Below are 24,702 nucleotides of genomic sequence, written 5' to 3'. Positions count from 1 at the left end.
ATCGCCCGGTGCTGACGCTGCGCCGTGCCCCCGACCTCGTGGTGGACACCCCTGCCCTCGACGAGCGTCAGGCGGCAGCGGTGGCCCACCGTGGCGGCGTGCTGCGGGTGCTCGGCGCGCCCGGCACCGGCAAGACCACGACGGCCATCGAGGTGGTCGTCGACCGGGTCGAGCGGGACGGGCTCTCCCCCGACCAGTGCCTCGTGCTGGCGCCCACGCGCGTGGCCGCCGGCGACCTGCGCCAGCGCATCTCCGGCCGCCTCGGCGGCACCTCGACCGAGTCCCTGGCCCGCACCCCGCAGGCGCTCGGCTTCGGCATCCTGCGCGAGGCCGCTGCCCTGCGCGGGGACCCCACGCCCCGGCTGCTCAGCGGTCCGGAGCAGGACGTCATCCTGCGCGAGCTGCTGGCCGGGCACGCCTCCGGCGAGGGCAAGGCACCCGACTGGCCCGAGCACGTCCAGGCGGCGCTGGCGACCCGGGGCTTCCGCGCCGAGCTGCGCGACCTGCTCATGCGCGCCGTCGAGCGGGGGCTGGAGCCGCAGGACCTCGCGGCGCTCGGCCAGGAGCACGACCGCCCCGAGTGGGTCGCCGCTGCGCAGGTCCTCTCCGAGTACGACGAGGTCACCTCGTTCTCCCGGCCCGGCTCCTACGACCCGGCCTGGATCCTCGGTGCCGCGGCCGACGAGCTCGAGGACGACCCCGAGGCGCTCGAGCGGCTGCGGGCCCAGGTGCGCGTCATCGTCGTCGACGACGCCCAGGAGCTGACCTCGGCCGCCGCCCGGCTGCTGTCGGTGCTGATGGCTCCGAGCCTCGACCTGGTGCTCATCGGCGACCCCGACGCCGCGGTCCAGACCTTCCGCGGCGCCGACCCGCGGGTCCTGGGCGTCAACTGGCACGAGCTCGGCGACGGCCCGACGATCACCCTGGCGACGTCGCACCGCCAGCCCGCCGCCCTGCGGGCGGTCACGCGGAGGGTCACCCGCCGGATTGGCGCGGTCGGGTCGGCGGCCCACCGTGAGCTGGAGGAGGTCCGTGAGGGCGGCCGGGTCGACGTGCGGCTGCTGCGGGCGGCCTCCCAGGAGGCCTCCCTCATCGCGGCCGAGCTGCGCCGGGCCAGGCTGCTCGAGGGCGTGCCGTGGTCGGAGATGGCCGTGATCGTGCGCGGCCAGGGTCGCACCGCCACCCTCCGGCGGATGCTGCTGGCGGCCCAGGTCCCGGTCAACGTCTCCAGCGTCGAGGTCCCGGTCCGCGACGAGGTGGCGGTGCGCCCGCTGCTGCTGCTCCTCGACGCCGCCCTGCGCGCCGCTCGCGGCGAGGAGCACCCGGTCGACGCCCAGACCGCCGTCGACGTGCTGCAGTCCCCGATCGGCGGGGCCGACGCGGTGGGCCTGCGCCGGCTCCGCCGGGCGCTGCGCCGCGAGGAGCTCGCCGACGGCGGCGGCCGCAACAGCGACGAGCTGCTCGCGCTCGCCGTCCAGGATCCCGGCCTGCTGCTGCCCCTCGGGCTCGAGGGCGCCCCGGCGCGCCGGGTGGCCAAGGCCTTCCATGCGGCGGTCGAGGCCGCCCGCACCGTCGACGACGGCTCCGGGACCCTGCGCTGGGCGCCCGGGGTGACGGCCGAGACCGTGCTGTGGGCCATGTGGGACGCCACCGGCCTCGGGCCGACCTGGCAGCGGGCCGCCCTCTCCGGCGGTGCCGGCGGGCAGCGCGCCGACCGCGACCTCGACGCGGTCGTGGCCCTCTTCGACGCCGCCGGGCGCTACGTCGACCGGCTGCCGCAGATGGGGCCGTGGGAGTTCCTGGAGCACATCCGCGGCCAGGACGTGCCCGGCGACACCCTGGCGGCGGGGGCGCCGACCGACGACTCGGTGACGCTGACGACGCCGCAGGGAGCCGCCGGCCGCCAGTGGCGCTTCGTCGTCGTCGCGGGGGTGCAGGAGGGCGTGTGGCCCGACCTGCGGCTGCGCGGCTCGCTGCTCGGCTCCGAGCGGCTGGTCGACGTGCTCACCGGGCGGGGACTGTCCTTCCGTGCCGCCCAGGCGGCAGTCCGCTACGACGAGACGCGCGGCTTCCTCGTCGCGGTCAGCCGGGCCTGCGAGCGGCTGCTGGTCACGGCGGTCCGCAGCGACGAGGAGCAGCCCTCGCCCTACCTCGACGTCGTCGACCCGCCCGAGGAGTCCGACGCCCAGGCCGAGGTGCGCCCCTTCGCCGAGGTCGACCGCCCGATGACCCTGGCCGCCCTTGTCGCCGAGCTGCGGCGGGAGGTGGCGGTCGCGGAGGACCCGGACGCACGGCATACCGCTGCCCTGGGCCTGGCCCGGCTGGCGCAGGCCGGCGTCCCGGGAGCTGATCCGGCGGCGTGGTGGGCGCTCGTGCCGCTCAGCGACGACCGGCCGCGGCGCGCGCCGGAGGACCTGGTCAGCGTCTCGCCCTCGCGGATCGAGACGTTCGGCGACTGCGGGCTGCGCTGGCTGCTCACCACCTGCGGTGGTGAGGGCCCCAGCGTCGGGGCCGCCAGCATCGGGACCCTGGTGCACGACATCGCCGCCGAGCTCGGCGACGTCGACGAGGCCACCCTCGTGCAGGAGCTGGAGGCCCGCTGGGGCCGGCTCGGCCTGCCCGAGGGCTGGCTCTCGCGGCGCCAGCTCGAGGAGGCCCGGTCGATGGTGCGGCGGCTCGCGCGCTACTTCCCCGAGGCCCGCGCCGAGGGATGGGAGCCCGTCGGGGTCGAGGTGGCGATGAGCGTGCAGATCGGGCGCGCGCAGCTGACTGGCCGGGTGGACCGCATCGAGAAGTCGGCCGAGACCGGCGACCTGCGGGTGATCGACCTCAAGACCGGGTCGAGCAAGCCCTCCAAGGACAAGCTGGCCCGCAACCCCCAGCTCGGCTCCTACCAGGCCGCGGTCGAGCACGAGGCGTTCCCCGACCTCGGCACGACCTCCGCCGGGGCGGCGCTGCTGCAGGTCGGCAAGGCCGCCACGACGAATACGACGCTGCAGGCCCAGGAGCCGCTGCGCGACGACGAGGACCCGCAGTGGGCCGACCGCCTGGTCACCGAGACCGCCGACGGCATGGCCGCGGCGACGTTCACGGCCACGGTCGGTGACGGGTGCCAGTTCTGCCCGGTGCGCAGCAGCTGCCCGGTCCAGCCGGAGGGGCGGGTCATCCAGTGAGCGGCCACGAGCAGGGGGAAGACGTGCACACGGGTGCCGGGGGAGTGGACGGTGGACAGGGGGACGGCGGGTTGACCGGTGGCGGGCGGCCGGCCGCGATGCGGCACTCTGCGCGCGACATCGCCACGGCGCTGGGCAACCCCCCGCCGACCGACGAGCAGCGCGCGGTCATCGAGTCCCCTCTGCGGCCGCTGCTCGTCGTCGCCGGCGCCGGGTCGGGCAAGACCGAGACGATGGCCTCGCGCGTCGTGTGGCTCGTGGCCAACGGCCTCGTCGAGCCCGACCAGGTCCTCGGGCTCACCTTCACCCGCAAGGCCGCCACCGAGCTGGCCGAGCGGATCGGGCGCCGGCTGCGGCGGCTGCGCCACGTCGGGCTGTGGACCCCGCCGGAGGAGCCCGACGGCGCCGAGGTGCTCGGCGGCACCCCGACGGTCTCGACCTACCACTCCTACGCCGGGCGGATCGTGCGCGAGCACGCCCTGCGCCTGGGCATCGAGCCGGAGTCACGCCTGCTCTCCGAGGCGGCCGCGTGGCAGTACGCCAGCGAGGTCGTCGAGCGCTACGACGGGCCGATGGACGACGTCGGCTTCGCCACCTCCACGGTGGTCAGTGCCGTGGTCGACCTCGCCGGCGAGATGGCCGAGCACCTGCTCGTGCCCGAGCAGCTCGAGGAGTTCATCGACGCCTTCGAGGCGCGGGTGAGCGGGCTGCCCAAGGGCTCGAGCCGGGCGCGCAACCTGCCGGCGCCGGTCGGCGACGCCCTGAAGGCGCTCAAGGCCCGGCGTGCGGTGCTGCCGATGGTGCGCGCCTACCTCGACCTCAAGCGGCGGCGCGACGCCCTCGACTTCGCCGACCAGATGGCCATCGCGGCCGAGCTGGCCGGGCGCTTCCCCGACGTCGGGGCGGGGGAGCGGCAGCGTTTCCGCGCGGTGCTGCTGGACGAGTTCCAGGACACCAGCGAGGCCCAGCTGGTGCTGCTGCGCGGGCTGTTCGTCCGGCAGGGCGAGCCGGTGCCTGTGACGGCGGTCGGCGACCCCAACCAGTCGATCTACGGCTGGCGCGGGGCCAGCGCGACCACCCTCACCCGGTTCCCGCGCGAGTTCGCCGACGGCGACGGCCCGGCCGCGGTGTTGCCGCTGTCCACGTCCTGGCGCAACGACGCTGCCATCCTCACCGCCGCCAACGTCACCTCCACCGCGCTGCGCGAGGGCTCCACCGTGCCCGTGGAGGTGCTCCGGGCCCGTCCCGGTGCCGGGGCCGGCCGGGTCAGCGCCGCCCGGCTGGCCACCGCCGAGGACGAGGCCGCCCACGTCGCGGACTGGGTCGCCGAGCGATGGTTCGACGAGGGAGGTGCCTGGAGCGGCCGCTCCGCCGCCGTGCTGTGCCGCAAGCGCTCACAGTTCGCGGCCACGGTGGAGGCGCTCGAGGCCGCCGGCCTGCCGGTCGAGGTGGTCGGCCTCGGCGGCCTGCTGACCACCCCGGAGGTCGCCGACATCCTGGCCCTGCTGTGGGTGGTGCAGGACCCCACCCGGGGCGACCACCTGATGCGGTTGCTCACCGGCCCGCTGTGCCGGCTCGGGGCCGCCGACCTCGACGGCCTCGCAGCCTGGTCGCGCCACCTGCTGCGCCAGCAGGTGGCCGAGGCCGGGCGTGCCCGGGCGGGCGAGCTCGCCCACCGGTCGGAACCCGCCGCGCCCACCGAAGGTCAGGGCTCCACCGGCGGTCAGGACCCCTCGGACGGCCGGGGTGCCGGCGGCCAGGACGCCGCCGACGCCGTGGGCCCTGACGCCGAGCAGCAGGCACGACCGGTGGACCAGAGCCCCGACAGCGCAGACAGGGCCAGCATCATCGAGGCCCTCGACGAGCTGCCCCGCCCGGGCTGGCAGGGCAGCGACGGCCAGACGATCTCCGGCCCGGCGCTCGAGCGGCTGCGCGGGCTGGCCGAGGTGGTCCGCCGACTGCGCTCGCTCACCGGGCTGGCGCTGGCCGACCTCGTGGGCGAGGCCGAGCGGGCCCTCGGCCTCGACATCGAGGTCCTGTCCCGCCCCGAGCACACCCCCACCACGGCACGCGCCCACCTCGACGCGTTCGCCGACGTCGCCGCGACCTTCTCCACCTCGGCCGACCGGCCCACCCTCGGCGGGTTCCTCTCGTGGCTCGATGCCGCCCAGAAGGAGGAGCGCGGCCTGGACAAGGGCTACGTCGAGGTGTCCACGCAGGCGGTGCAGGTCCTCACCGTCCACGCCTCCAAGGGCCTGGAGTGGGACGTGGTCGCCGTGCCGGGTCTCGTCGAGGGGTCCTTCCCGGCGCGGTCCAGCGCCAGCACCTCGTGGAAGGACGGCGAGTGGCGGCTGAGCCCGCCGACCGACAAGGGCTGGTGCGGGGGACTCGCCGGAGTGCCCTACGACCTGCGCGGCGACCGCGACGGGCTGCCCGTGCTCCGCTGGCGCCAGGCCGAGGACCTGCAGCACCTCAAGGAGGAGGTCGAGGCCTACATCGCCGACGGGGGCGAGCACGGCATCGCCGAGGAGCGCCGGCTTGCCTACGTCGCCTTCACCCGCGCCCGTGACCAGCTGCTGCTGACCGCCCCGGTGTGGGCCGACGCGACCACACCACGGGTCACCTCGCGCTTTCTCACCGAGCTCGTCGAGGACCCCGCCGTGGCCGTCATGGGCGAGCCGTGGGAGCCGATGCCCGAGCCCGACGAGCACGGCAAGGCGGTCAACCCGCGCACCTCGGAGCCGGTGTCGGCGATCTGGCCCACCGACCCGCTCGCGCACCGCCGGGACCAGCTCGCCGACGCCGCCGTGGTGGTCCGCGAGGCGATCGAGGCGGCGTCGGCCGGGGCGGCCACCTCCTCCCCGGAGCTCGACCGGGAGATCGACCTGCTGCTCTCCGAGCGGGACGCGCGACGCCACCGGGGTGACCAGGAGGTCCGCGTGCCGCGGCACCTGTCCACCTCGAAGGTCGTGCTGCTGGCCGAGGACCCCCTCGCCTTCGCCGTGACCCTGCGCCGCCCGATGCCGCACCCGCCGGCGACGGCCGCGCGGCGCGGCACCGCGTTCCACGCCTGGGTGGAGCAGCACTACAGCCAGGCGACCATGCTCGACGTGTTCGACCTGCCCGGCAGCGCCGACGAGGACCCGGGCGACGACGCGGACCTGCCGGCGATGAAGGAGCGCTTCCTCGCCAGCGAGTGGGCCCACCGCACCCCCGAGGGCATCGAGGTGGCGATCGAGTCGACCACCGACGGCATCGCGATCCGCGGACGCATCGACGCGGTGTTCCGCCGCCCCGACGGCGGCTGGACCGTCGTCGACTGGAAGACCGGGGCCCGGCCCCGGGCGGAGGCGCTGCGGGTGCGGGCGGTCCAGCTCGCGGCCTACCGGCTGGCCTACGCCCGCCTCCGGGGTGTCCCCCTCGAGGAGGTCGACGCGGCGTTCTACTACGCGGCGACCGGGGAGACCGTGTGGCCGGACCTGCCGGGGGAGGAGGAGCTGGTGGAGCTGCTGCGGACTATTCCGCAGTGACCCATCGAGGACCTGGTCCTCGGTGGAGCTGCTGCGGACTATTCCGCAGTGACCCCGTCGAGGACCCGGTCCTCCAGCCGGCGCAGCCGCTCGACGTAGGCGTCGACGTCACGCACGTCGCCGGTCGAGATGGCCGTCAGCAGCCCCGTGACCTGACGCAGCTCGTGGGCCAGCCGGGCCCGGCGCTCGAGGTTGGTGTCCGGGCGCTCGTCGCGTGCCTGGGAGTAGGCCTCCAGCACCGTGTCGAACGCCTGCGGGCCGGCGTGCCCGGCCAGCGTCGCGAAGTCGTCGGCCGGGTCGGCCACCTTGGCGTCGTCCCACCCGGTGAGGCCCGCCAGCCGGCCCGAGGAGGCGTCGCCCGCGTCGGCGAACTCGACGAGCACCTGCTCCCCGGACAGGTCGCCATGTGTCACTGCCGGCGCGAAGCGCCACAGCGACACCTCCTCCAGCGCTCGCTCCCAGCGCGTCAGCAGCGTCGTAGGCACGTAGCCGGTGGCGGCGGCCCGGTCCAGCTCGGCGAGCCGGCGCGTGCGGTAGGTGTCGGCGTCGTATGAGGGCAGGCCCGCCTCCTCGGCCAGCCGCAGGTCGACGTTGTGCAGGGCGGCGATGCCGCGGCCGAGCTCGGAGGCCAGCCCCGGTCCGGCGGGCAGGTGGGCGAGGACGATCGGGCGTCCCGGCAGGTACGGGTAGACGGCCGCCCGGCCGCCCTCCTTGAGGGCGGTGAACCCGGCCGGCGCGGGCACGGCATACGGCAGGCGCCGCGAGAGCAGCTCCAGCAGGGTGAGGGTGACCTCCATCTGGGCTCCGGCCGCGCGGCTGCGCGGCGAGCGCACGACCCACCGGCGCGCCTGGGTGTCGGTGACGAAGGCGAGGTCGAACTGGCCGGTGCCGTGCGCCGCGGTCTCGACCGTGGCGGGGTCGAGTCCGGGCACGGCAGCGCTGGCGAGGGCAGCGAGGGCCAGGGCGCTTCGGGTCACCCGCCCACCGTATGACGGGTGGTCGCCATAGGGTGGCAGGCGTGACCCGTGCGCCGGAAACTCTTCGCGACCTCGCGCTCGCCCAGGGCTCGCTGGACCGGGCCGCCGACCGCCGCCGGGAGCCGGGGCTGGTCGAGGCGCTGCTGGCCGACCCGGCGACGCGCGTGCTGGAGGTCGTGGCCGGCCAGGTGCAGGCCGCCCTGGCCGACGGCGCCGCCCAGCTGTGCCTGCGCGCACCCCGGGATGACGACATCCACCGGCTGGTCGTGTTCCTCGGCCAGGACGAGGGCGGTCCGGCCCACCTGGCCGTGGTCGGCGACGCCGCCGACGAGGGCGAGCCGCGCGACTGGCGGGGGCTGCGCGAGCTGGCGACCCTGCTCGACGACCGCGCCGCCGGGCTGGTCACCACCGCGCTGGCGCTGGCCAACTGGCACGCCACCCACACCCACTGCCCCCGCTGCGGCCACCCGACGACCCCGGAGCAGGCGGGCTGGATCCGGCGCTGCGGGCACGACGGCAGCGAGCACTACCCGCGCACGGACGTCGCCGTGATCATGTCCGTCACCGACGCCGACGACCGTCTGCTGCTGGCCCGCGGACGGGACTGGCCGGAGGGGCGCTACTCCGTGCTGGCCGGGTTCCTCGAGCCGGGGGAGCCGCTCGAGGCCGCGGTGGCGCGGGAGGTGCGTGAGGAGGTCGGGCTCGAGGTCGAGGACGTGACCTACCTCGGCAACCAGCCGTGGCCGTTCCCGACGTCGCTGATGGTCGGCTTCACCGCTCGGGCCACCGGGGCGAAGATCGTCCTGGACCACGACGAGATCGCCGAGGCGTTCTGGGCGACCCGGGAGGACCTGGCCGAGCGGGTCGCCGACGGCCGGGTCGTCATCTCCTCGCGCATGTCCATCTCCTACCGGCTGATGGAGCGCTGGTTCGGCCGCCCGCTGCCCGCCGGCCGCGACTGGCGCCCCGCCCGCGGCTGACCAGCCCGGGCCGACACCCACCTTCCGCCGAGGAGGCACCGCATGAGCCTTGACCCCCGCCTGACGGCCGTCGTGCGCGAGCGCAAGCTCGGCGTCCTCGCGACGATCAAGCGCGACGGACGGCCGCAGCTGTCCAACATCAACTACCACTTCGACCCGGACCGCGAGCTGGTCCGCGTCTCCGTGGTCGACGGCCGGGCCAAGGTCGCCAACCTGCGCCGGGACCCGCGCGCCTCGCTGATGGTGTCCAGCCCCGATGGGTGGTCCTACACCGTGCTGGAGGGGACGGTGACCTTCTCGGCGGTCACCACCGCACCGGACGACGAGGCCATGGCCGAGCTCATCGAGGTCTACCGCCTCATCGCCGGGGAGCACCCGGACTGGGATGACTACCGCCGGGCGATGATCGCCGACCACCGGCTCGTGGCGAGGCTGCACGTGGACCGGGCCTACGGCATACCCCCGCGCTGAGCGGGCCCGGACACGCGACGGCCCGCCCTCCCTCAAGGGGAGGACGGGCCGTCGGCAGAGCGGTCGGGCGCCTCAGGAGAGGCGGGCCTTGACCTCCGCGAGCGAGGGGTTGGTGGCGGCGCTGCCGTCGGGGAAGACCACCGTCGGCACGGTCTGGTTGCCACCGTTGACGGCCATGACGTAGTCCGCGCTGGCCGGGTCGTGCTCGATGTTGACCTCGGTGTAGCCGATGCCCTCACGGTCCAGCTGGGTCTTCAGGCGGGTGCAGTAGCCGCACCACGTCGTGCTGAACATCGTGATGGTGCCCTCCGCGGGCGGGGCGGGAGTGGCCGCAGCCATGCGAGATCTCCTTCGCGTTCGGTCAGGGGCGGAATGCCGTCCGCTCGCCTCAACGGCGAGCGGACGGGATTCCTTCCGCATCCTGCCCGTCGGATGCGTCACACGCACGGCGGGGGCGGCGTCGGCTGCCGCGGAAACGCCCGTGGCCACCCGGGCCGTCGGCGGGGTCTGGGAGGATCGGCAGCGATGAGCACCCAGGCCCTTGGCACCCCGACCGCCGACAGCATCCTCGACGCACTCGACCCCGAGCAGCGGGAGGTCGCCGCGTCCCCGAGCGGGCCGATGTGCGTGCTCGCCGGTGCCGGCACGGGCAAGACGCGGGCCATCACGCACCGCATCGCCTACGGCGTGCACAGCGGCGCCTACCAGCCGCAACGGGTGCTGGCCGTGACGTTCACCGCGCGCGCGGCAGGCGAGATGCGCACCCGGCTGCGCGAGCTCGGCGTCGGCGGGGTGCAGGCCCGCACGTTCCACGCGGCCGCCCTGCGCCAGCTGCACTACTTCTGGCCGCAGGCCATCGGCGGGGCCGCCCCGGAGGTGCTGCCGCACAAGGCGTCGGTGGTCGCCGAGGCCGGGGCCCGGCTGCGGCTGCAGCTCGACCGGGTGGGCGTGCGCGACCTCGCGGCGGAGGTGGAGTGGGCCAAGGTCAGCATGCTCACCCCGGAGACCTACGCGGCGGCCGCCCGCCGCGAGGGCCGCGACCCGGCCGGGCTCGACGCCACGGCCATGGCCCGCGTGCTGCAGACCTACGAGGAGGTCAAGGCCGAGCGTGGGGTCATCGACTTCGAGGACGTCCTGCTGATCACCGTGGGCATGCTCGCCGAGCGCGAGGACATCGCCCGGGCGGTGCGCAGCCAGTACCGCCACTTCGTCGTCGACGAGTACCAGGACGTCAACGCCGTCCAGCAGCGCCTGCTCGACCTGTGGGTGGGTGAGCGCGACGACGTCTGCGTGGTCGGTGACCCGGCCCAGACGATCTACTCCTTCACCGGCGCCACGCCCCAGCACCTGCTGGAGTTCCCGCGCCGCCACCCGAGCGCGCAGGTCGTGCGCCTCGTGCGCAACTACCGCTCGACCCCGCAGGTCATCGGCCTGGCCAACCTTGTCGTGCGCGGGGCCGGGGGGCGCAACGGCACCGGCATGGTCCAGCTCCAGGCCCAGGGTGAGCCGGGCCCCACCCCGGTGCTCACGCCCTACCCCGACGAGCCCGCCGAGGCCGCCGGCGTCGCCGCGGCGATCAAGGCCTGCATCGCCAAGGGCACCCCGCCCAGCGAGGTCGCGGTGCTGTTCCGCACCAACGCCCAGTCCGAGGCCTTCGAGTCGGCGCTCGCCGATGCCGACATCCCCTACCTCGTGCGCGGCGGTGACCGCTTCTTCTCCCGCCGCGAGGTACGTGACGCGGTGCTGCTGCTGCGCGGCGCCGCCCGCTCCGACGATGCCAGCAAGCCGCTGCCGGAAGTGGTCCGCGACGTGCTGACGGGGGCCGGGTGGAGCGAGCGCCCGCCCAGCAGCGGCGGCGCGACGCGCGAGCGATGGGAGTCGCTGCAGGCCCTGGCGGCGCTCGCCGACGACCTGGTGGCCACCGCGCCGGAGGCGCGCCTGCCCGACCTGGTCCGTGAGCTCGACGAGCGCTCGGCCGCCCAGCACGCCCCGACCGTGCAGGGGGTCACGCTCGCCTCGCTGCACGCCGCCAAGGGCCTGGAGTGGGACGTCGTCTTCCTCGCCGGCTGCAGCGACGGCTACATCCCCATCACCATGGCCGACGGCCCGGACGCCGTGGAGGAGGAGCGTCGCCTGATGTATGTCGGTCTGACGCGCGCCCGCCGTGAGCTGCGGCTGTCCTGGGCCGGGGCCCGCAACGCCGGGGGCCGCGCCACCCGGCGTCCCTCGCGTTTCCTCGACGGCGCCGCGAGCGTGCTGGGGGAGGGCGCCCGCTCGGCGGCGAAGAGCTCCCGGCCGGCCGGCAAGGGCAAGCAGATGGCGATGAAGGTGCCGGCCAAGTGCCGTGGCTGCGGCGCCGACCTCACGACGGCGGCCGAGCGCAAGGTGGGCCGCTGCGCCGACTGCCCGCCCACCTACGACGAGCAGACGTTCGAGGCGTTGCGAGCCTGGCGGATCGCGGTGGCCACGGCGTCCAAGGTGCCCGCCTACGTCGTGTTCACGGACGCCACGCTGACCGCGATCGCCGAGCGCCGGCCGTCCACCCCGGCCGAGCTGGCCACGATCGGGGGCGTCGGGGCGCGCAAGCTCGACCGCTACGGCGCTGCCGTCCTGGCCGTCCTGGGTGGCGCCGACCCAGTCGAGACCGCCGAAAACGACTCTGCCGCAAGCGAATCCGAATAGGTTCCGGCGGCCCGCCGATCCGGGTGAAATATTTCCGCAAATTCGATTGCAGGGCCTGCAAAGGCTGCCCTAGCCTGATCACTACATCCAGCCCAGCGGAATCGGTTTCCGGCTGGGGTCCACAGAGCAGCAGATGAGGAGGGTTGGCCTGATGGAGATCACCACGATGACGAACGCGACGCGCATCAACCGCGTCCGTGTCGCATGCCCGCAGGTTGCCCGCACCCTCATCGTCACCGCGGGTGCCGTCGATGTGCGCCAGGGGACCGCTGTGTCCGCGTCCGGTATCGGCACGGGCATCGCCGGTGGCTTCACCGCCGTCGCCCCGCAGACCCGTCCGGCTTTCTACGCGCCGATGCACAAGCTCGTTTCCAAGGATGTCGTTTACCTCCGCTCCGGGAGACCACCGGTCTAGCTTCTAGACCAGGTCACCTCCAGGCCGCGGAACCCGACATCGGGATCCGCGGCCTTTGTGTTATCCGGCGGCCGCCACCAGCAGGAAGACCGCCCGCAGTGAAGAACAGAACAGCGATCCAGGCCCCGCCCACCAGGTGGGTCCCGGATCACCAGATGACACACACGAGAACACGCCACCTGACCGGTGGAGACGACAAAGGAGGTGACACCCGATGCAGCTCACCGCGCTGATTGACCACAACGAGCAGGCAAGCGACGCCGGTGCCGGCATCCCGTGTCGGGAGAACGACGCCGAGCTGTGGTTCGCCGAGAGCCCGGCTGACGTCGAGTTCGCGAAGTCCCTGTGCGGGACGTGCCCCGCACGCACCCAGTGCCTTGCCGGCGCCCTCGAGCGCCAGGAGCCGTGGGGTGTCTGGGGTGGCGAGCTCTTCGTCCAGGGGGTTGTCGTCGCCCGCAAGCGGCCCCGCGGCCGCCCGCGCAAGCACCCTGTCGCCGCCTGATGTCCGACGCCATCTGGTCGTCTTCGTCCGCCGAGGCCCGGTCCACGACCGAGCCGATCGGCTGGATCAACAGTCCTGAGATGCTTTTGTTCGCAAGGAGATTCACCATGTTCCAGGTCATGCAGGAAGACCTCGCGCGAGCTCATATCGAGCAGCGCCTGCACGCGGAGCGCAGCCGCGGCATCCGGAGGGGCGCCCTCCGGATCGCCCAGCAGGCTCGTGCTTCGCGCCGTCAGAGCCTCGCCCGCTGAGACGCGGTCCACGTGACCGCCCACGGGTGACGGCTCGACCGGAGGCGGGGACCCCCAGGCCCATGAGGTCCGGAGGTCCCCGCCTTCGTCGTGTCCGGGGGCGGACCGCGCCGTGCCCCGCCTAGAGTCGGGGGCTGTGAGCGCGCTGACCCACTCCGAGCTGCAGTCCCGCCGTGAGGCGGCCGTCAAGGCCCTGACCCAGGCGGACCTCGCGCCGGCCGTGGACCTCGTGGTGTGGGTCGAGGAGGGCCCGGACGGGCGCGTCGCCGTGGCGGCCAACCACCTCGGCCGGGTCCGCCTGCACCCCGACGGCCGCCACGAGGTGCTCGAGGGGGTCGACCCGGTGCCGGACGAGGACCCGATGGCCTTCCTGCCCTACGAGCGGGAGTGCGCGAACCCCTCGCCGACGGTGTCCACGGACAACGCCTACCCGTATGCCGCGGCGCGCATCCTGTCGCTCTTCGCCGACCCCACCCGCAGCCCCGACCTCGCGATCGTGCACACGCCGCGGCACTGGTTCCTCGACGAGGGCGGCCACGCCGGCGAGCACGGCTCGCTGGACGTCATCCAGTCCCGGGCGCCGCTGGTGCTGTCCGGTGCCGGCGTGCACCGCCTCGGCTACGTCCACGAGCACGCGCGGCTGGTCGACGTCGGGCCCACGCTCGCCGCCCTCGCGGGCGTCCCGCAGGACCGGCTGCACGACGCACACGGCGAGCCGCTCGACGGGGGCGTGCTCACGGCATACCTCCAGCCGCGCGCAGCGCGGACGGAGCAGCCGCTGGTGGTCGGCATGCTCTGGGACGGGGGCCACTGCGGCGAGCTGCTGGCGATGGCCGAGGCCGGCGAGCTGCCCGGCGTCGCACGGCTCATCGAGCGTGGCCTGGCGCTGCGCGGCGGGGCCGTGGCGCAGTTCCCGAGCATCACCCTCACCAACCACACCTCGATCCTCACCGGCCTCGGCCCGGGGCGGCACGGCGTGCTGGGCAACGTGTTCTACGACCGGGAGACGGGGGAGCGCGTCGTGCCCAACGACGCCTCCACCTGGCACCGCAGCGCCGAGTGGCTGCGCCCGGCGGTGCGCACGGTCTTCGAGATGGTCGCCGACGTGCTGCCCCCGCGGGAGACCCCGCGCACCGCGTGCGTCGACGAGCCGATCGAGCGGGGCGCCGACTACTCGACCATGGCGGTGATCCGGGCCAGCGGCAGCGGCAACGGCGCGGCCGGGCTGGGCGAGCTGCTGCCCGACCCGCACGGCTCCGGCCACGTGCACGACCGGGCGCACCTCGACGACGGCTACTACTCCTGGGCCACGCAGGTCGACGACGTGGGCCTGCAGCAGATGGTGCAGCTGTTCGCCAGCCGTGAGGTGGCCCCGACGCTGACGTGGTGGTCCAACGTGGTCACCGACGCCGGGCACCACGCCGGCGGGCCGCGCTCGGACATCGCCCGGGCCTCCCTGCGCGACGCCGACGCCCGGCTGCGCGCGTTCCTGGCACACCTCGACGACCTGGGCCTCACCGAGGAGGTGACCTTCGTGCTGACCGCCGACCACGGCTTCGAGGGGGCCGACCCCGCGGTGACGGGGTCGTGGCGGCAGGCGCTGGACGACCTCGGCTTCCCCTACCGCGACGAGGGTCCCGGCTTCGTCTACCTGATGGGCGAGGAGGGCCCGGACCACTCCTGACGCGTGAGCCGGTAGAGCACGTGCCGGCGCAGCGGGTGCCCGGCCGGCAGCGACGGGTGGTCGAAGTCCTCGGCCGGGTCGTGGCTCATGCCCAGCCGGGCCATCACGGCGCGGGAGCGGGCGTTGCCGACGGCGGTGAAGGAGACCACCTCGGTCAGCGCGAGGGTGCCGAACCCGACCCGCAGGGCGGTGCGGGCCGCCTCGGTGGCGTAGCCGTGGCCCCACGCGCTGCGGGCGAGCCGCCAGCCGACCTCGGTGCACGGGGTGAAGGAGGCCTGGAACGAGGGGTTGGCCAGCCCCGTGTAGCCGATGAACTCGCCCGTGGCCCTGACCTCCATCGCCCACAGGCCGTGGTCCTCGGCCTCGAGCCCGGCCTGCATCCGGTCGACGAAGGCGTCGGACTCGGTGCGCGTCAGGGTCGCCGGGAGGTACTCCATGACCTGCGGGTCGGCGTTGAGCGCGGCGAACGGCTCGCGGTCATCCTCGCGCCAGCCGCGCAGCAGCAGGCGCGGGGTGCGCTGGGCGGTCACCGTGGCCATCCCGGCACGGTACCGAGCCGGGGCCCCGTGTGCCGGGAGGGACGTCCCCGGGGGTATGCGCGGGTCGCGCACCCCGGGGAACGTCCCCCTGGGCGAGGTGATGGATGGGTCAGTGGTGGTGGCCCGCCGCGTGGCCGTCGGTGCGTGGGTCGGTCCCGTCGCCGCAGTGGGGGCCGACCGGCGGCAGCTCGCGGACGCCGGCCCGCGGCAGCCACCCGATCAGGGGTGCGCTCCCCAGGGTGCGCACCCGCACGTGACCGTCGGGGCGCACCGCGAGCACCGTGGCCTGGGTGCCCGGCGCCAGCCGCCGGCCGCCCAGCACCGGCGCGCAGGACGGCGCCGGCCCCAGCAGGTGCACGACGCCGCGCAGGTGGAAGTCGTCCACCCAGCCGCGGACGGTGGGGCCGTCGAGGGACTCCACCTCCTGCCACTGCCCGTCGGTGGCCACGACCCGGGCCAGGGTGCCGTCGGGCACGGAGGCCACGGTCTCCACGCCCTCGACCTCCCGTCTCAGGGCCACCGACGTCTGCGCGACCTCGCCGTGGTCGTCCCGCCCGCTGACGAGGACCAGCCGGCCGTCCCCGGCCGGCGCCTTGGGCCCCGGCGCGGAGGCCTGGGCGGCCGTCCCGCAGCCGCCCAGCAGCAGGGCCAGGGCGACCGGGGTCGCGACGGCCAGGACCGCGCCCGCGACCCCCGCCGCGCCGGTGGCGCGGCGGGGGTCGCGTGAGGTGACCGGCACGGCATACCTCAGGTGGTGCGATGTCCTCACGGGCACGTGGTCGGGTTCGGCGTGCCCTTGGTGACGTTGGCGGAGATGGTGTTGCACCAGGCGCCGCCGTCACCGCTGCGGTGGAACACCTTGTCGTACTGCGTCGAGCCCAGGCTCCAGCTGTAGGTGTCGTAGACGGTCTCGGTCCCGGCCGAGATCGACAGGAAGCGGGCCGACTCGGCGCCGGTGTTGTTGAGGTAGCTGCTGCCCACGTCCATGACGTAGCGGCCGCCGGCTGCGATCACCGTGCCGGTCGGGATGGCCTTGGGCGAGCCGCCCCCGCCGGCGGCGTCGTCGACGTAGTAGCCGCTGACGTCCACGCTGGCGGTGGTCGGGTTGTAAAGCTCGATCCACTCGTTGCCCGTCGAGGGGGCCATCAGGACCTCGTTGACCTTGACCTTCGTCGGGTCGCCGGTGGTGCCGCCGCCGGCGGAGTCGCCCGTCACGTAGGTCCGGGTGCCCCCGTCGTAGTCGACGGTGTAGCCGGCCCCGGTGTTGCTGGTCGCCAGGTGCACGGTGCCGTTGTGGTTGAGCGTGCCGCTGTAGTCGATCGCCGCGCCCGTGGTGTCCGTGGTGTCGCACGGGTCGTTGGCCAGGTAGATGTCGGCGCCGACGGAGCGGTAGTTGTTCAGCGTCGCGTTGCCGGGGTGGCCGTAGGAGTTCGCGCCGCAGGAGATGAAGGTCGTCCGCGGGGTGAGCGCCTGCAGGTAGGGCAGCGAGGAGGAGTGGGCCGAGCCGTGGTGGTTGGCCCGGACCGTGTCGACGTCGCCGATCTTGGGAGCGAGGCCGGCCTCGATGTTGTTGTAGGTGTAGCCGTTGGCGCTGGTGGAGTACTCTCCGTCGCTGTCACCGGCCGTCGCGTACTTGTACGGCCCGTAGGCGAAGCGCACCGCGATGGAGTAGTCGTTCTCGCTCGGCGGGGTGGCGTCCGCGTGGTGGTCGCCGCTGACCAGCGTGGTGCCGTCGGCCTGCTTGGTGCCGTAGGCGTTGGCGTTGAGGATCGTCCCGGTCGCGCCGCCGCCCATGTCGATCGTCGGCCACGGACCGGGGTTGGTCAGCCGCAGCACCTTGCCGTCGATGTTGGCGCGGTCGGCCTGCCCTGCCGGGCCGTAGAGCCAGCAGATCCAGCGCGTGGCGGTCGTCGAGGTGGTGCCGACGTTGTGCCACGCCGTCTCGTTCGCCGGGGCGGTCGAGGTCCCGACCTCGCAGGAGCCGTCGCCGTTGGCGTCGCTCCACACCCCTCCGTCGTGGTCGATCACCTGGCCGACCTCGAAGCCGAGGCCGCCGGAGGTCGTCGGCGTCAGCAGCTGGTAGATGCCGTTGCCGTAGGACTGGGTGTCGTTGGGGTTGCCCGAGTAGCCGATGTGGTCCAGGTGCTGGTGCGAGGCCATCACGTAGTCCAGGTGCACCGGGCCGGAGGCGATCCCGCAGATGCTGCGGATCTGGGCCGCGACCTTGGTGGCGTTGGTGCTGGTGCCGGTGGAGTTCCACGCGGTCTCGCCGAGGTCGATCAGCATCGTCTTGCCGGTCGGGCCGACGATGAGCTGGCTGTCGCCCTGCTCGACGTCGAACCAGTAGACGTTGAGCTCGCCCTGGCGCCACGTGCCAGAGGTCGAGCAGGACGGGGCGGCGGCCTCGGCGCTGGGGGCGAGCGCCGCCACCGAGGTGCTGATGAGGGCGGTCGCGAGCAGCGACAGGCCCAGACGGAGACGACTCATGGTCGCGCGGCTCCTTGGTGCGGAGGGAGGGTGGCCCGGTGGCCGCACGCATCGTGATGGACGAAGCGGTATGCCGGGACCCCGGCGACGGTCAATTTCCGGTACTTCCTCCAGATGTCATCCGCCGGTCCGGCTCCGCCGCCGCGCGTTCACCCGCCCGGGGTGGCGCCGGACATCCGGGGGCGGCCGGGGTGAGACTGGGGGGATGAGCGAGGACGACACGTCGATGGTCTGCGCCACCTGCGGCCGTATGCCGGAGGAGGAGTCCGCAGCGCGGCTCACCTGGGCGAGGGGCACCGAGAACGGGCGCGTGGTGTGGACGTGCGAGCGGTGCAGCCGCGAGCACCTGCGCAGCATCGAGGGCAAGCTCGACTCCGCCTGGTGGTGAGGGGCGGGCACCGCGACCCGGTCCGCGCCCCCTGGCGCGCGGCGCCACCCGGCCCGGCGCAGCGGTGGGGGTGTCAGGCGTCGCTGTCGTCGGGGGCGTCGCCGACGGGCGGCAGGTGCGCCTCGGGCATCCAGCGGTCGACCGTGGCCCGCCCGGCCACCTCGCCGTTGATCTGGCAGAGCACCCCGATCCCGCCGATCCACACGCGGTGGATGAGCAGGTAGGACGGGGGCAGGTTGAGCTTCATCCCCACGGTGAACTGCGGCCGGCGCGGGTCGTTGATGTGCTGGAACAGCCCGCGCAGCCACGGCCGGCTGAAGGTGAACGTGTCGGTCTCCAGCGGGGCGATGAACGGCTCGAGGTAGTCCAGCAGCGCCTGGGCGTCGATGTCGATGTCGGACTTGACGAAGCCGGCCTCGCGCAGGCCGCGCAGGACGCCCTCGGCGTCGCCGTCGAGGGCGTGGCAGAGCAGCTCGCCCATCTCCGGTGGCAGGCCGTCCGGCAGGCGGTTGACCGCCCCGAAGTCGATGATGCCGAGCCGGCCGTCGGGCAGCAGGCGGAAGTTGCCGGGGTGCGGGTCGGCGTGCAGCAGACCGGAGCGCTGCGGCCCGGCGAGCAGGAACTCCATGTAGAGCTGGGCGGCGGCGTCGCGCTGCTCCTGCGTGCCCTCGGCGATGATCCGCGAGAGCGGGACCCCCTCGATCCACTCGGAGACGATGACGTGCTCGGAGTGGAACAGCACGGCGGGGATGGCGTAGTCGGGGTCGTCCTTGAACGCCGCGGCGAACTGCGCCTGCGAGGCCGCCTCGAGGCTGTAGTCGAGCTCCTCGGAGACCCGGCGCTTGAGCTCGTCCATGATCGGCTTGATCTCCAGGCCGGGGATCCAGCCGCCGGCCACCCGGGCCACGCGGGCGACCTGGTTGAGGTCGCTGATCAGCGCGGGACCGGCGCCGGGGTACTGCACCTTGACGGCGACGGGGCGACCGTCCTTCCACACGCCGCGGTGGACCTGCCCGATCGAGGCGGCGGCGGCCGGGGTGTCCTCGAAGGACTCGAACCGGCTGCGCCAGCGTGGACCGATCTCCCTGGCGAGCACGCCGTGCACGACCGAGGTCGGCATCGGCGGGGCGGCGTCCTGCAGCCGGGTCAGGGTGGCGCGGTAGGGCTCGGCCAGCTCCTCGGGCATGGCCGCCTCGAAGATCGACAGCGCCTGGCCGAACTTCATCGCCCCGCCCTTGAGCTCGCCCAGGACCTTGAACAGCTGCTCGGCGGTGCGGGCCTGCACCTCGGCGGCGACCAGCTCCGCGGGCCGGCCACCGACCCGCTTGCCCAGGCCGATCGCCGTGCGTCCGGCGAAGCCGAGCGGCAGGGTGGCCAGCTTCGCCGTCCGCGTCACGGCCTTGCGGGGGAGTTCGCTCACCCGGCCATTGTCACCCGGCGACATCGGTGCCCGCCTCCGCCCCGCTCGAAGCGGCTTCCCGGGCCGCCCGGCAGGGGCAGCGGGGGTGGACCGGCCAGTGCCGGTGCACCAGCTGCGGCCACGGCAGGGACACCTCGAAGGAGAGCCCTTCCGGCGCCGGGGCGCCGTCCAGGTGGTGGTGGGCGACCATCGCGACGAGTCCGGCCGCCGTGGCGGTCAGCGCGGTGGCGGCCTCCACCGGCCGCGACCAGCCCACGGGCCGGGCCGGCGAGAGCTGGGCGAGCAGCCGGGGCCAGGCCGGGTCCCGGTCGGTGCGGTGCAGGTCGAGGCAGTGCAGGCAGGCGCCGTGCCCGGCGCGCACCAGCGGGCCGACGAGCACGCGCGTCCCCTGGGCGACCACGGGCAGATGCGGGATGCCGTGGCGCAGCCAGGGTGCGCCGGTGCCGGGGTCGAGGGCCCCCGAGGCCAGCAGCACCACGAGTCCCGGCGTCTCCCCGGTCGGGGCGCCCTGGCGCAGGTCGAGCTCTGCGGCGTCCAGCGCCGCGGCGCCCGTGTCCACCCGGCCCACCCCGGCGTGACGCAGCAGCCGGGCCAGCTCGGCGGCCAGGCTGCCGTCGCCGCCGACGAGCACGTGCTGGCGCTGGCGGGCGGCCAGGAGGGCGCAGCCGTCGCCGCTGGCCGGGCGCGTCGTGGCCAGGGCTTCGGCGTCGGCGGTGAGCTCCTCCCAGCGGGACCGGCTCCACGCCGTGAGGCAGGCGCGGTCGCTGGGGTGCTCCACGAGCAGGTCCGACGCCCGCAGGGCGTCGAGCAGGGCGGTCACCCGCGGAGGAGCGACGCCCTCGGCGGAGGCCACGGCATACAGGCCGTCGCGGTCCTGACTGCCGTCGAGGCGGTCCAGCAGCCGCACCTCGGGCTCGGTGAGGCCGTCGAGGACGGCGCCGCTCGCGAGGCCGAGCTGGACGGTGCCCGCGCCGCGGCGCAGCGGGCGGGCGTGGGGCTTCAGGCGCGGGTGCGGCACGGGTCCTCCGCGGGCTCGGGTCGGTCGACTGTCCCCCGACTGTGCCGATTCCAAACGGAAGGCAGTGGATGTTTCCACAAGCAAACGGCCGAAATGAGTACGCCTACCCAGGCGTGCACCCGGGCCCGGACGTGCCGGCGGGCGGGACCGAGCGTGTGCTCGTGGTCCCGCCCGCGGGCGAAGCTACCGGTTGGGGCGCTCAGGCCTTGCCGAGGATGCGGTTGAGGTTGGTGCCACAGACGGGGCACTTGCCCTTGGCCATGCGGCGGCCGTTCGTCTCGACGACGTTGCCCTCCGCCTCGCGCTTCTCCTTGCACTTGACGCAGTAGAACTCGCCCTTGTAGGTCTCGCCGGTCTCAGCCATTACTGATGTCTCCTTGTAAGTTCCTGGCCGCTCTGTACGGCGCCGGACTGCGGCCACACTAGACCAGCCTGAGCACGGAGTCCGGCATTGAGGGGTGTTTCCACGCACGGGAGGGCCCCTCACTACCCTTCGGCCATGAGCGAGCCGAGCTGGTGGGACAGCCCCTACGAGGACCTGCGGGTCGAGTGCCGGGAGGCCTCGGGACGCCGCATCGCCGTGATCACCTTCGACCTGCCGCAGCGGCGCAACTCCATGAGCGAGGCCATGACGGCCTCGTGGGTGCGCCTGATCGCGGCCCTGCGGGAGGACCCGGACCTCGCGGCCGTCGTCGTCACGGGGGAGGGGTCGGCGTTCAACGCCGGCGGTGACCTGTCGTGGATCGTCTCCGAGCCCGACGCCCAGGTGGCCGACCTGCGCCGGCGGATGCTGACCTTCTACCGCTCCTGGCTGTCGATCAAGACCCTCGAGGTGCCGGTGATCGCCGCGGTGAACGGGCACGCGATCGGGGCCGGCTTCGCGCTCGCGCTCGCCTGCGACGTCCGCTACGTCGCCGAGACCGCGCGCCTGGGGGTGCCCTTCACCTCCCTGGGCCTGCACCCCGGTATGGCGACCACCTGGTCCCTGCCCAACGTCGCCGGCGCCGCCGTGGCCCGCGACCTGCTGCTCACCGGGCGGATCGTCACCGGTGCCGAGGCGGTCGGCCTGGGCCTGGCCTCCCTGGCCGTGCCGGCCGAGGAGGTGCTCGGGCGTGCCCTCGAGGCCGCCGAGCGGGTCGCCGCGGCGGCTCCGGTGGCCACCCGGCTGACGGTGACGGCCCTGCGTGACGGCGGGCACGCCTCCTACGAGGACGCCCTGCAGTGGGAGGGGCTGGCCCAGGCGGTCACCCTGGCCACCGAGGACCTGCACGAGGGGATCGCGGCCGCCGCGGCCAAGCGCCCGCCGACGTTCCACGGCCGCTGACGCGCGTTCCGCGGCCTGGCGCGCGTTCCGCGGCCTGGCGCGCGTTCCGCGGCCTGGCGCGCGTTCCGCGGCCTGGCGCGCGTTCCGCGGCCTGGCGCGCGTTCCGCGGCCGCTGGCGCCCCGGCGGGGTACGGTGGGGGCGCCTCCCGCCGGCTCCCGGCGGGTGGACATGCAGTGACGTTTGCCGCGAGTGCTGCCGTTTTCCGGCCGGCGTGACTTATGTTCGGATCATGGGGAGCAGTGAGGTGGAGGTGCGGCGGAGCCGACGACGTCGGCGCACCGTCAGTGCCTACCGTGAGGACGGGCGCACCGTCGTGCTGATCCCTGCCCGCTTCAGCGCCGCCGAGGAGCGCAAGTGGGTCGCCACGATGCTCGGCCGGCTCGACGCCGGCGACCGTCGCCGCAGCCCCAACGACGAGGAGCTGGCGCGCCGCGCGACCGACCTCGCCCAGCGCTACCTCGGCGGGCTGCCTAAGCCGTCCAGCATCACCTGGGTGGCCAACCAGAACAGCCGTTGGGGCTCGTGCACCCCGGCCGACGGGACGATCCGCATCTCCACGCGGCTCAAGGGCATGCCCTCGTGGGTGCTGGACTACGTGATCCTGCACGAGCTGGCCCACCTGCTGCAGCCCGGCCACGGCCGGGAGTTCTGGGCGATGCTCAAGGCCTACCCGCGCACCGACCGCGCCCGCGGCTACCTCGAGGGCGTCGCCGCCGCGGCCGGGCTGACCCTGGCCGTCGACGACGACGTCGAGCCCAGCGTCAGCTGACCGCCAGCGTCGCGCGAGCCGCGGCGATCAAGCGGGGGATCTCCACGCCCGCGTCGGCCGGCAGCGCGTCCACCGGCCACCAGCGCACGTCGAGGCTCTCCTCGCTCACCTCGTGGGTGTCGTCGCGCTCGGCGACGGCGGCGAAGCGCAGGTCCAGGTGCTCCCGGCAGCGCCCGAAGCTGCCGACCAGCGCGTGCCGGTCGAGGTCGACCAGGCCGGGGTGCACCCGGAGGTCGGGCAGCCCCGACTCCTCACGGGCCTCCCGGGTGGCCGCGGCCAGCACGTCGGCGTCGCCCGGCTCGTAGTGGCCGCCGAACTGGAACCACTGGCGCGCCTTGCGGTGCAGCGTGAGCAGGACGTGGGTGCCGGACGGGTCCAGGACGAGGCAGCTCGCGGTCAGGTGGGCCGGCGGGCCCTGCTTGGCCATGGCGTCCGGGTGGGCGCGCAGGTGCGCGAGGAAGTCCTCGCGCTGCCGGTCCTGCTCGGCCGACGGGGCGGTCCAGGCCGTCAGCAGGGCGGTCGCGTCCTCGTGGAGCCGCCGGTATGCCGGGTCCGGGCCGCCGCTCACGCGTCCCCTCCGGTGGCCCCACCTGCGGGGCCGCCGGGCTCGCCCTTGCCGTCGGCCTGTCCCTCGCGCAGCATCGCCTCGAGGGCGGCGTCGAGGTCGTCACCCTCGCCTTGGGCGGTGGAGCGCTCGACGTAACCGAGCGGGTCGTCCAGGTCGGCGGCGGTGGGGGCGACGTCGGGGTGGGCCCAGGCGCCGTCGCGGGCGCTGACGCCCCCTCTGGCCTCCAGGGCGGCCCAGAGGTTGGCGGCGTCACGCAACCGGCGCGGGCGCAGCTCGAGGCCGACCAGCTGGCTGAACAGGCGCTCGGCCGGGCCGCCGGAGGCCCGGCGCCGGCGCACCGACTCCACGAGCGCGTCGGCGTGCGGCAGGTGGGCCTTGGTCGCCTGCTCGGTGACCACGTCGACCCAGCCCTCGACGAGGGCGAGGTAGGTCTCCAGGCGGGTCAGCGCGGCCTGCTGGGCGGCGCTGGGCTCCGGGGAGAACAGCTTCGACCCGAGGGCCTGCTGCATCGCCTCGGGGTCGGAGGGGTCGAGCTGCTGCATGGCCTCCTCGATGCCGGCCATGTCGAAGCTGATGTCCCGGGCGTAGGCCTGGACGGCCTCGACCAGCTGGGAGGCCAGCCAGGGGACCTCGGCGAACAGGCGCATCCGGGCGGCCTCGCGGACCGCGAGGTAGAGGCGCACCTCGCCCTCGTCGACCTCGAGCCCCTCGGCGAACGCGGTGACGTTGGCGGGCAGCAGGGCGATGGCGGTGCCGCCCACCAGGGGCAGGCCGACCTCGGTGCCGGTGAGCAGGTCACCGGCGAGCGCGCCGATGGCCTGGCCGGCCTGGGCGCTGAACATCGAGCTGCTCATGCGGGTGAGCATCGGCTCCATCTGGCCGAGCATCGCGGAGGGGTCGACGCCCGGCGGCAGGCCCGGGATCGCGCCACCGGGCTCACCGGCCTCGCCGAGCTGGCTGCGCATGGCGGTGACGATCGCGGTGTTGACGCCGGAGGCGACGGGCTCGACCAGGCGCTGCCACACCGGCATGGTCTGCTCGACCCACTCGGCGCGGCTCCACGCCCGCGGCGTCATGCTCGTGGCGGCGAAGTCGGTCACCGGGTCCAGCCACAGCTCGGCCACCGACGTGGCCTCCTCGACGTGGCGGCGGGCGACGTCACCGACGCTGGAGTCGCCGGCGGCGGCAACGGTCTGGCGCGCCACCTGGGTGGCCAGCGCGGCGTCGAACGGGGCGGAGGGGTCCCCGGAGAACATGGCCTTCACCTGAGCGGTGAGCATGCCCATGGCGGCGGGGTCGAGCTTGTCGATTCCCATCGCGGACAGGGCCTGCTGCAGCTGCGGGTTGTCCGGGTCGGAGAGGAACGACTGGAGCATCTGCTCCAGGTCCGGCTCGGGGCCCTGGGGCTCCTCGGGATCGGGCTCGTGGTGCGGGACAGGGGGATTGGACACGCGGGGCTCCTTGGCCTCCTGAGAGGATGTGCTTCCCTCAGATAACCATGCGGAGGCCACAGTGAGTTCCCC

The 24,702-nt window shown here is 74.4% G+C and carries 22 protein-coding genes; 12 read left to right on the top strand and 10 right to left on the bottom strand.

Features of this window, described 5'->3' with window-relative positions; translation table 11 throughout:
* The first annotated feature begins 8 nt into the window (after nt 1-8).
* A complete protein-coding gene (locus AC3ANM_RS07015; protein ID WP_488287423.1) occupies nt 9-3,173 on the top strand; it encodes an ATP-dependent helicase in 3,165 nt (1,054 codons plus the stop codon).
* Nucleotides 3,170-6,703 (top strand): ATP-dependent helicase, encoded by a 3,534-nt coding sequence (locus tag AC3ANM_RS07010; protein ID WP_488287422.1) that lies wholly within the window; start codon nt 3,170-3,172, stop codon nt 6,701-6,703. Before AC3ANM_RS07015 ends, AC3ANM_RS07010 begins: the two co-directional genes overlap by 4 nt.
* A gap of 38 nt (nt 6,704-6,741) precedes the next feature.
* Here AC3ANM_RS07010 and AC3ANM_RS07005 read toward each other — a convergent pair whose 3' ends face one another.
* On the bottom strand, nt 6,742-7,680 hold the full coding sequence (locus AC3ANM_RS07005; protein WP_488287421.1) for a phosphotransferase: 939 nt from the start codon (nt 7,678-7,680) through the stop codon (nt 6,742-6,744).
* A gap of 41 nt (nt 7,681-7,721) precedes the next feature.
* Between AC3ANM_RS07005 and nudC the strand changes: the two genes are divergently transcribed.
* Nucleotides 7,722-8,660 (top strand): NAD(+) diphosphatase, encoded by a 939-nt coding sequence (gene nudC / locus AC3ANM_RS07000; RefSeq protein WP_488287420.1) that lies wholly within the window; start codon nt 7,722-7,724, stop codon nt 8,658-8,660.
* Nucleotides 8,661-8,702: 42 nt separating this feature from the next.
* A complete protein-coding gene (locus AC3ANM_RS06995) occupies nt 8,703-9,131 on the top strand; it encodes a PPOX class F420-dependent oxidoreductase (protein WP_488287419.1) in 429 nt (142 codons plus the stop codon).
* A gap of 72 nt (nt 9,132-9,203) precedes the next feature.
* On the opposite strand, the gene AC3ANM_RS06990 is transcribed toward AC3ANM_RS06995, so the two are convergent.
* Complete coding sequence (locus tag AC3ANM_RS06990; protein ID WP_488287418.1) at nt 9,204-9,470, bottom strand: mycoredoxin; 267 nt, start codon at nt 9,468-9,470, stop codon at nt 9,204-9,206.
* 186 nt (nt 9,471-9,656) lie between these two features.
* Here AC3ANM_RS06990 and AC3ANM_RS06985 point away from each other — a divergent pair, with 186 nt between their 5' ends.
* The 5 genes from AC3ANM_RS06985 (at nt 9,657) to AC3ANM_RS06965 (ending at nt 14,665) form a co-directional block, all read left to right on the top strand.
* Nucleotides 9,657-11,813, top strand: a complete 2,157-nt coding sequence (locus AC3ANM_RS06985) for an ATP-dependent DNA helicase UvrD2 (protein ID WP_488287417.1) — start codon at nt 9,657-9,659, stop codon at nt 11,811-11,813.
* A gap of 151 nt (nt 11,814-11,964) precedes the next feature.
* A complete protein-coding gene (locus AC3ANM_RS06980) occupies nt 11,965-12,228 on the top strand; it encodes a hypothetical protein (protein ID WP_488287416.1) in 264 nt (87 codons plus the stop codon).
* Between the two features lie 214 nt (nt 12,229-12,442).
* A complete protein-coding gene (locus tag AC3ANM_RS06975; protein ID WP_488287415.1) occupies nt 12,443-12,730 on the top strand; it encodes a WhiB family transcriptional regulator in 288 nt (95 codons plus the stop codon).
* A complete protein-coding gene (locus AC3ANM_RS06970; RefSeq protein ID WP_488287414.1) occupies nt 12,730-12,981 on the top strand; it encodes a hypothetical protein in 252 nt (83 codons plus the stop codon). Before AC3ANM_RS06975 ends, AC3ANM_RS06970 begins: the two co-directional genes overlap by 1 nt.
* Before the next feature lie 136 nt (nt 12,982-13,117).
* Nucleotides 13,118-14,665: an alkaline phosphatase family protein gene (locus AC3ANM_RS06965; protein ID WP_488287413.1), complete on the top strand. Its 1,548-nt coding sequence runs from the start codon at nt 13,118-13,120 to the stop codon at nt 14,663-14,665.
* On the opposite strand, the gene AC3ANM_RS06960 is transcribed toward AC3ANM_RS06965, so the two are convergent.
* The 3 genes from AC3ANM_RS06960 to AC3ANM_RS06950 form a co-directional block, all read right to left on the bottom strand.
* A complete protein-coding gene (locus tag AC3ANM_RS06960; protein ID WP_488287412.1) occupies nt 14,629-15,204 on the bottom strand; it encodes a GNAT family N-acetyltransferase in 576 nt (191 codons plus the stop codon). The two genes, AC3ANM_RS06965 and AC3ANM_RS06960, sit on opposite strands and share 37 nt — an antisense overlap.
* A 109-nt stretch (nt 15,205-15,313) precedes the next feature.
* Nucleotides 15,314-15,973, bottom strand: coding sequence for a hypothetical protein (locus AC3ANM_RS06955; RefSeq protein ID WP_488287411.1), 660 nt, complete (start codon nt 15,971-15,973; stop codon nt 15,314-15,316).
* Complete coding sequence (locus AC3ANM_RS06950; RefSeq protein WP_488287410.1) at nt 15,970-17,691, bottom strand: lamin tail domain-containing protein; 1,722 nt, start codon at nt 17,689-17,691, stop codon at nt 15,970-15,972. The genes AC3ANM_RS06955 and AC3ANM_RS06950 overlap by 4 nt, the downstream gene beginning before the upstream one ends.
* A 205-nt stretch (nt 17,692-17,896) precedes the next feature.
* Between AC3ANM_RS06950 and AC3ANM_RS06945 the strand changes: the two genes are divergently transcribed.
* Nucleotides 17,897-18,079, top strand: coding sequence for a hypothetical protein (locus tag AC3ANM_RS06945; protein ID WP_488287409.1), 183 nt, complete (start codon nt 17,897-17,899; stop codon nt 18,077-18,079).
* Nucleotides 18,080-18,152: 73 nt separating this feature from the next.
* Here AC3ANM_RS06945 and AC3ANM_RS06940 read toward each other — a convergent pair whose 3' ends face one another.
* The 3 genes from AC3ANM_RS06940 to AC3ANM_RS06930 form a co-directional block, all read right to left on the bottom strand.
* The gene (locus AC3ANM_RS06940; protein ID WP_488287408.1) at nt 18,153-19,499 is read right to left on the bottom strand and encodes an ABC1 kinase family protein; all 1,347 of its coding nucleotides are present in this window, start codon (nt 19,497-19,499) and stop codon (nt 18,153-18,155) included.
* 10 nt (nt 19,500-19,509) lie between these two features.
* Complete coding sequence (locus AC3ANM_RS06935; RefSeq protein WP_488287407.1) at nt 19,510-20,517, bottom strand: hypothetical protein; 1,008 nt, start codon at nt 20,515-20,517, stop codon at nt 19,510-19,512.
* Between the two features lie 199 nt (nt 20,518-20,716).
* A complete protein-coding gene (locus AC3ANM_RS06930) occupies nt 20,717-20,881 on the bottom strand; it encodes a DUF5679 domain-containing protein (protein ID WP_141789218.1) in 165 nt (54 codons plus the stop codon).
* 135 nt (nt 20,882-21,016) lie between these two features.
* Here AC3ANM_RS06930 and AC3ANM_RS06925 point away from each other — a divergent pair, with 135 nt between their 5' ends.
* Both AC3ANM_RS06925 and AC3ANM_RS06920 read left to right on the top strand, forming a co-directional pair.
* Nucleotides 21,017-21,841 carry an enoyl-CoA hydratase/isomerase family protein gene (locus AC3ANM_RS06925; RefSeq protein ID WP_488287406.1) on the top strand — a complete coding sequence of 275 codons (825 nt, stop codon included), beginning with the start codon at nt 21,017-21,019 and terminating at the stop codon, nt 21,839-21,841.
* A gap of 230 nt (nt 21,842-22,071) precedes the next feature.
* Nucleotides 22,072-22,611: a M48 metallopeptidase family protein gene (locus AC3ANM_RS06920; protein WP_488287405.1), complete on the top strand. Its 540-nt coding sequence runs from the start codon at nt 22,072-22,074 to the stop codon at nt 22,609-22,611.
* Here AC3ANM_RS06920 and AC3ANM_RS06915 read toward each other — a convergent pair.
* Both AC3ANM_RS06915 and AC3ANM_RS06910 read right to left on the bottom strand, forming a co-directional pair.
* The gene (locus AC3ANM_RS06915) at nt 22,604-23,179 is read right to left on the bottom strand and encodes an NUDIX hydrolase (protein WP_488287404.1); all 576 of its coding nucleotides are present in this window, start codon (nt 23,177-23,179) and stop codon (nt 22,604-22,606) included. The genes AC3ANM_RS06920 and AC3ANM_RS06915 overlap by 8 nt on opposite strands.
* Nucleotides 23,176-24,630: a zinc-dependent metalloprotease gene (locus AC3ANM_RS06910; protein ID WP_488287403.1), complete on the bottom strand. Its 1,455-nt coding sequence runs from the start codon at nt 24,628-24,630 to the stop codon at nt 23,176-23,178. The genes AC3ANM_RS06915 and AC3ANM_RS06910 overlap by 4 nt, the downstream gene beginning before the upstream one ends.
* Nucleotides 24,631-24,702 lie beyond the last annotated feature (72 nt).

Source organism: Oryzihumus sp. JJN4-3R (assembly GCF_057747915.1).
This window is presented reverse-complemented; position numbering and strand designations above follow the sequence as displayed.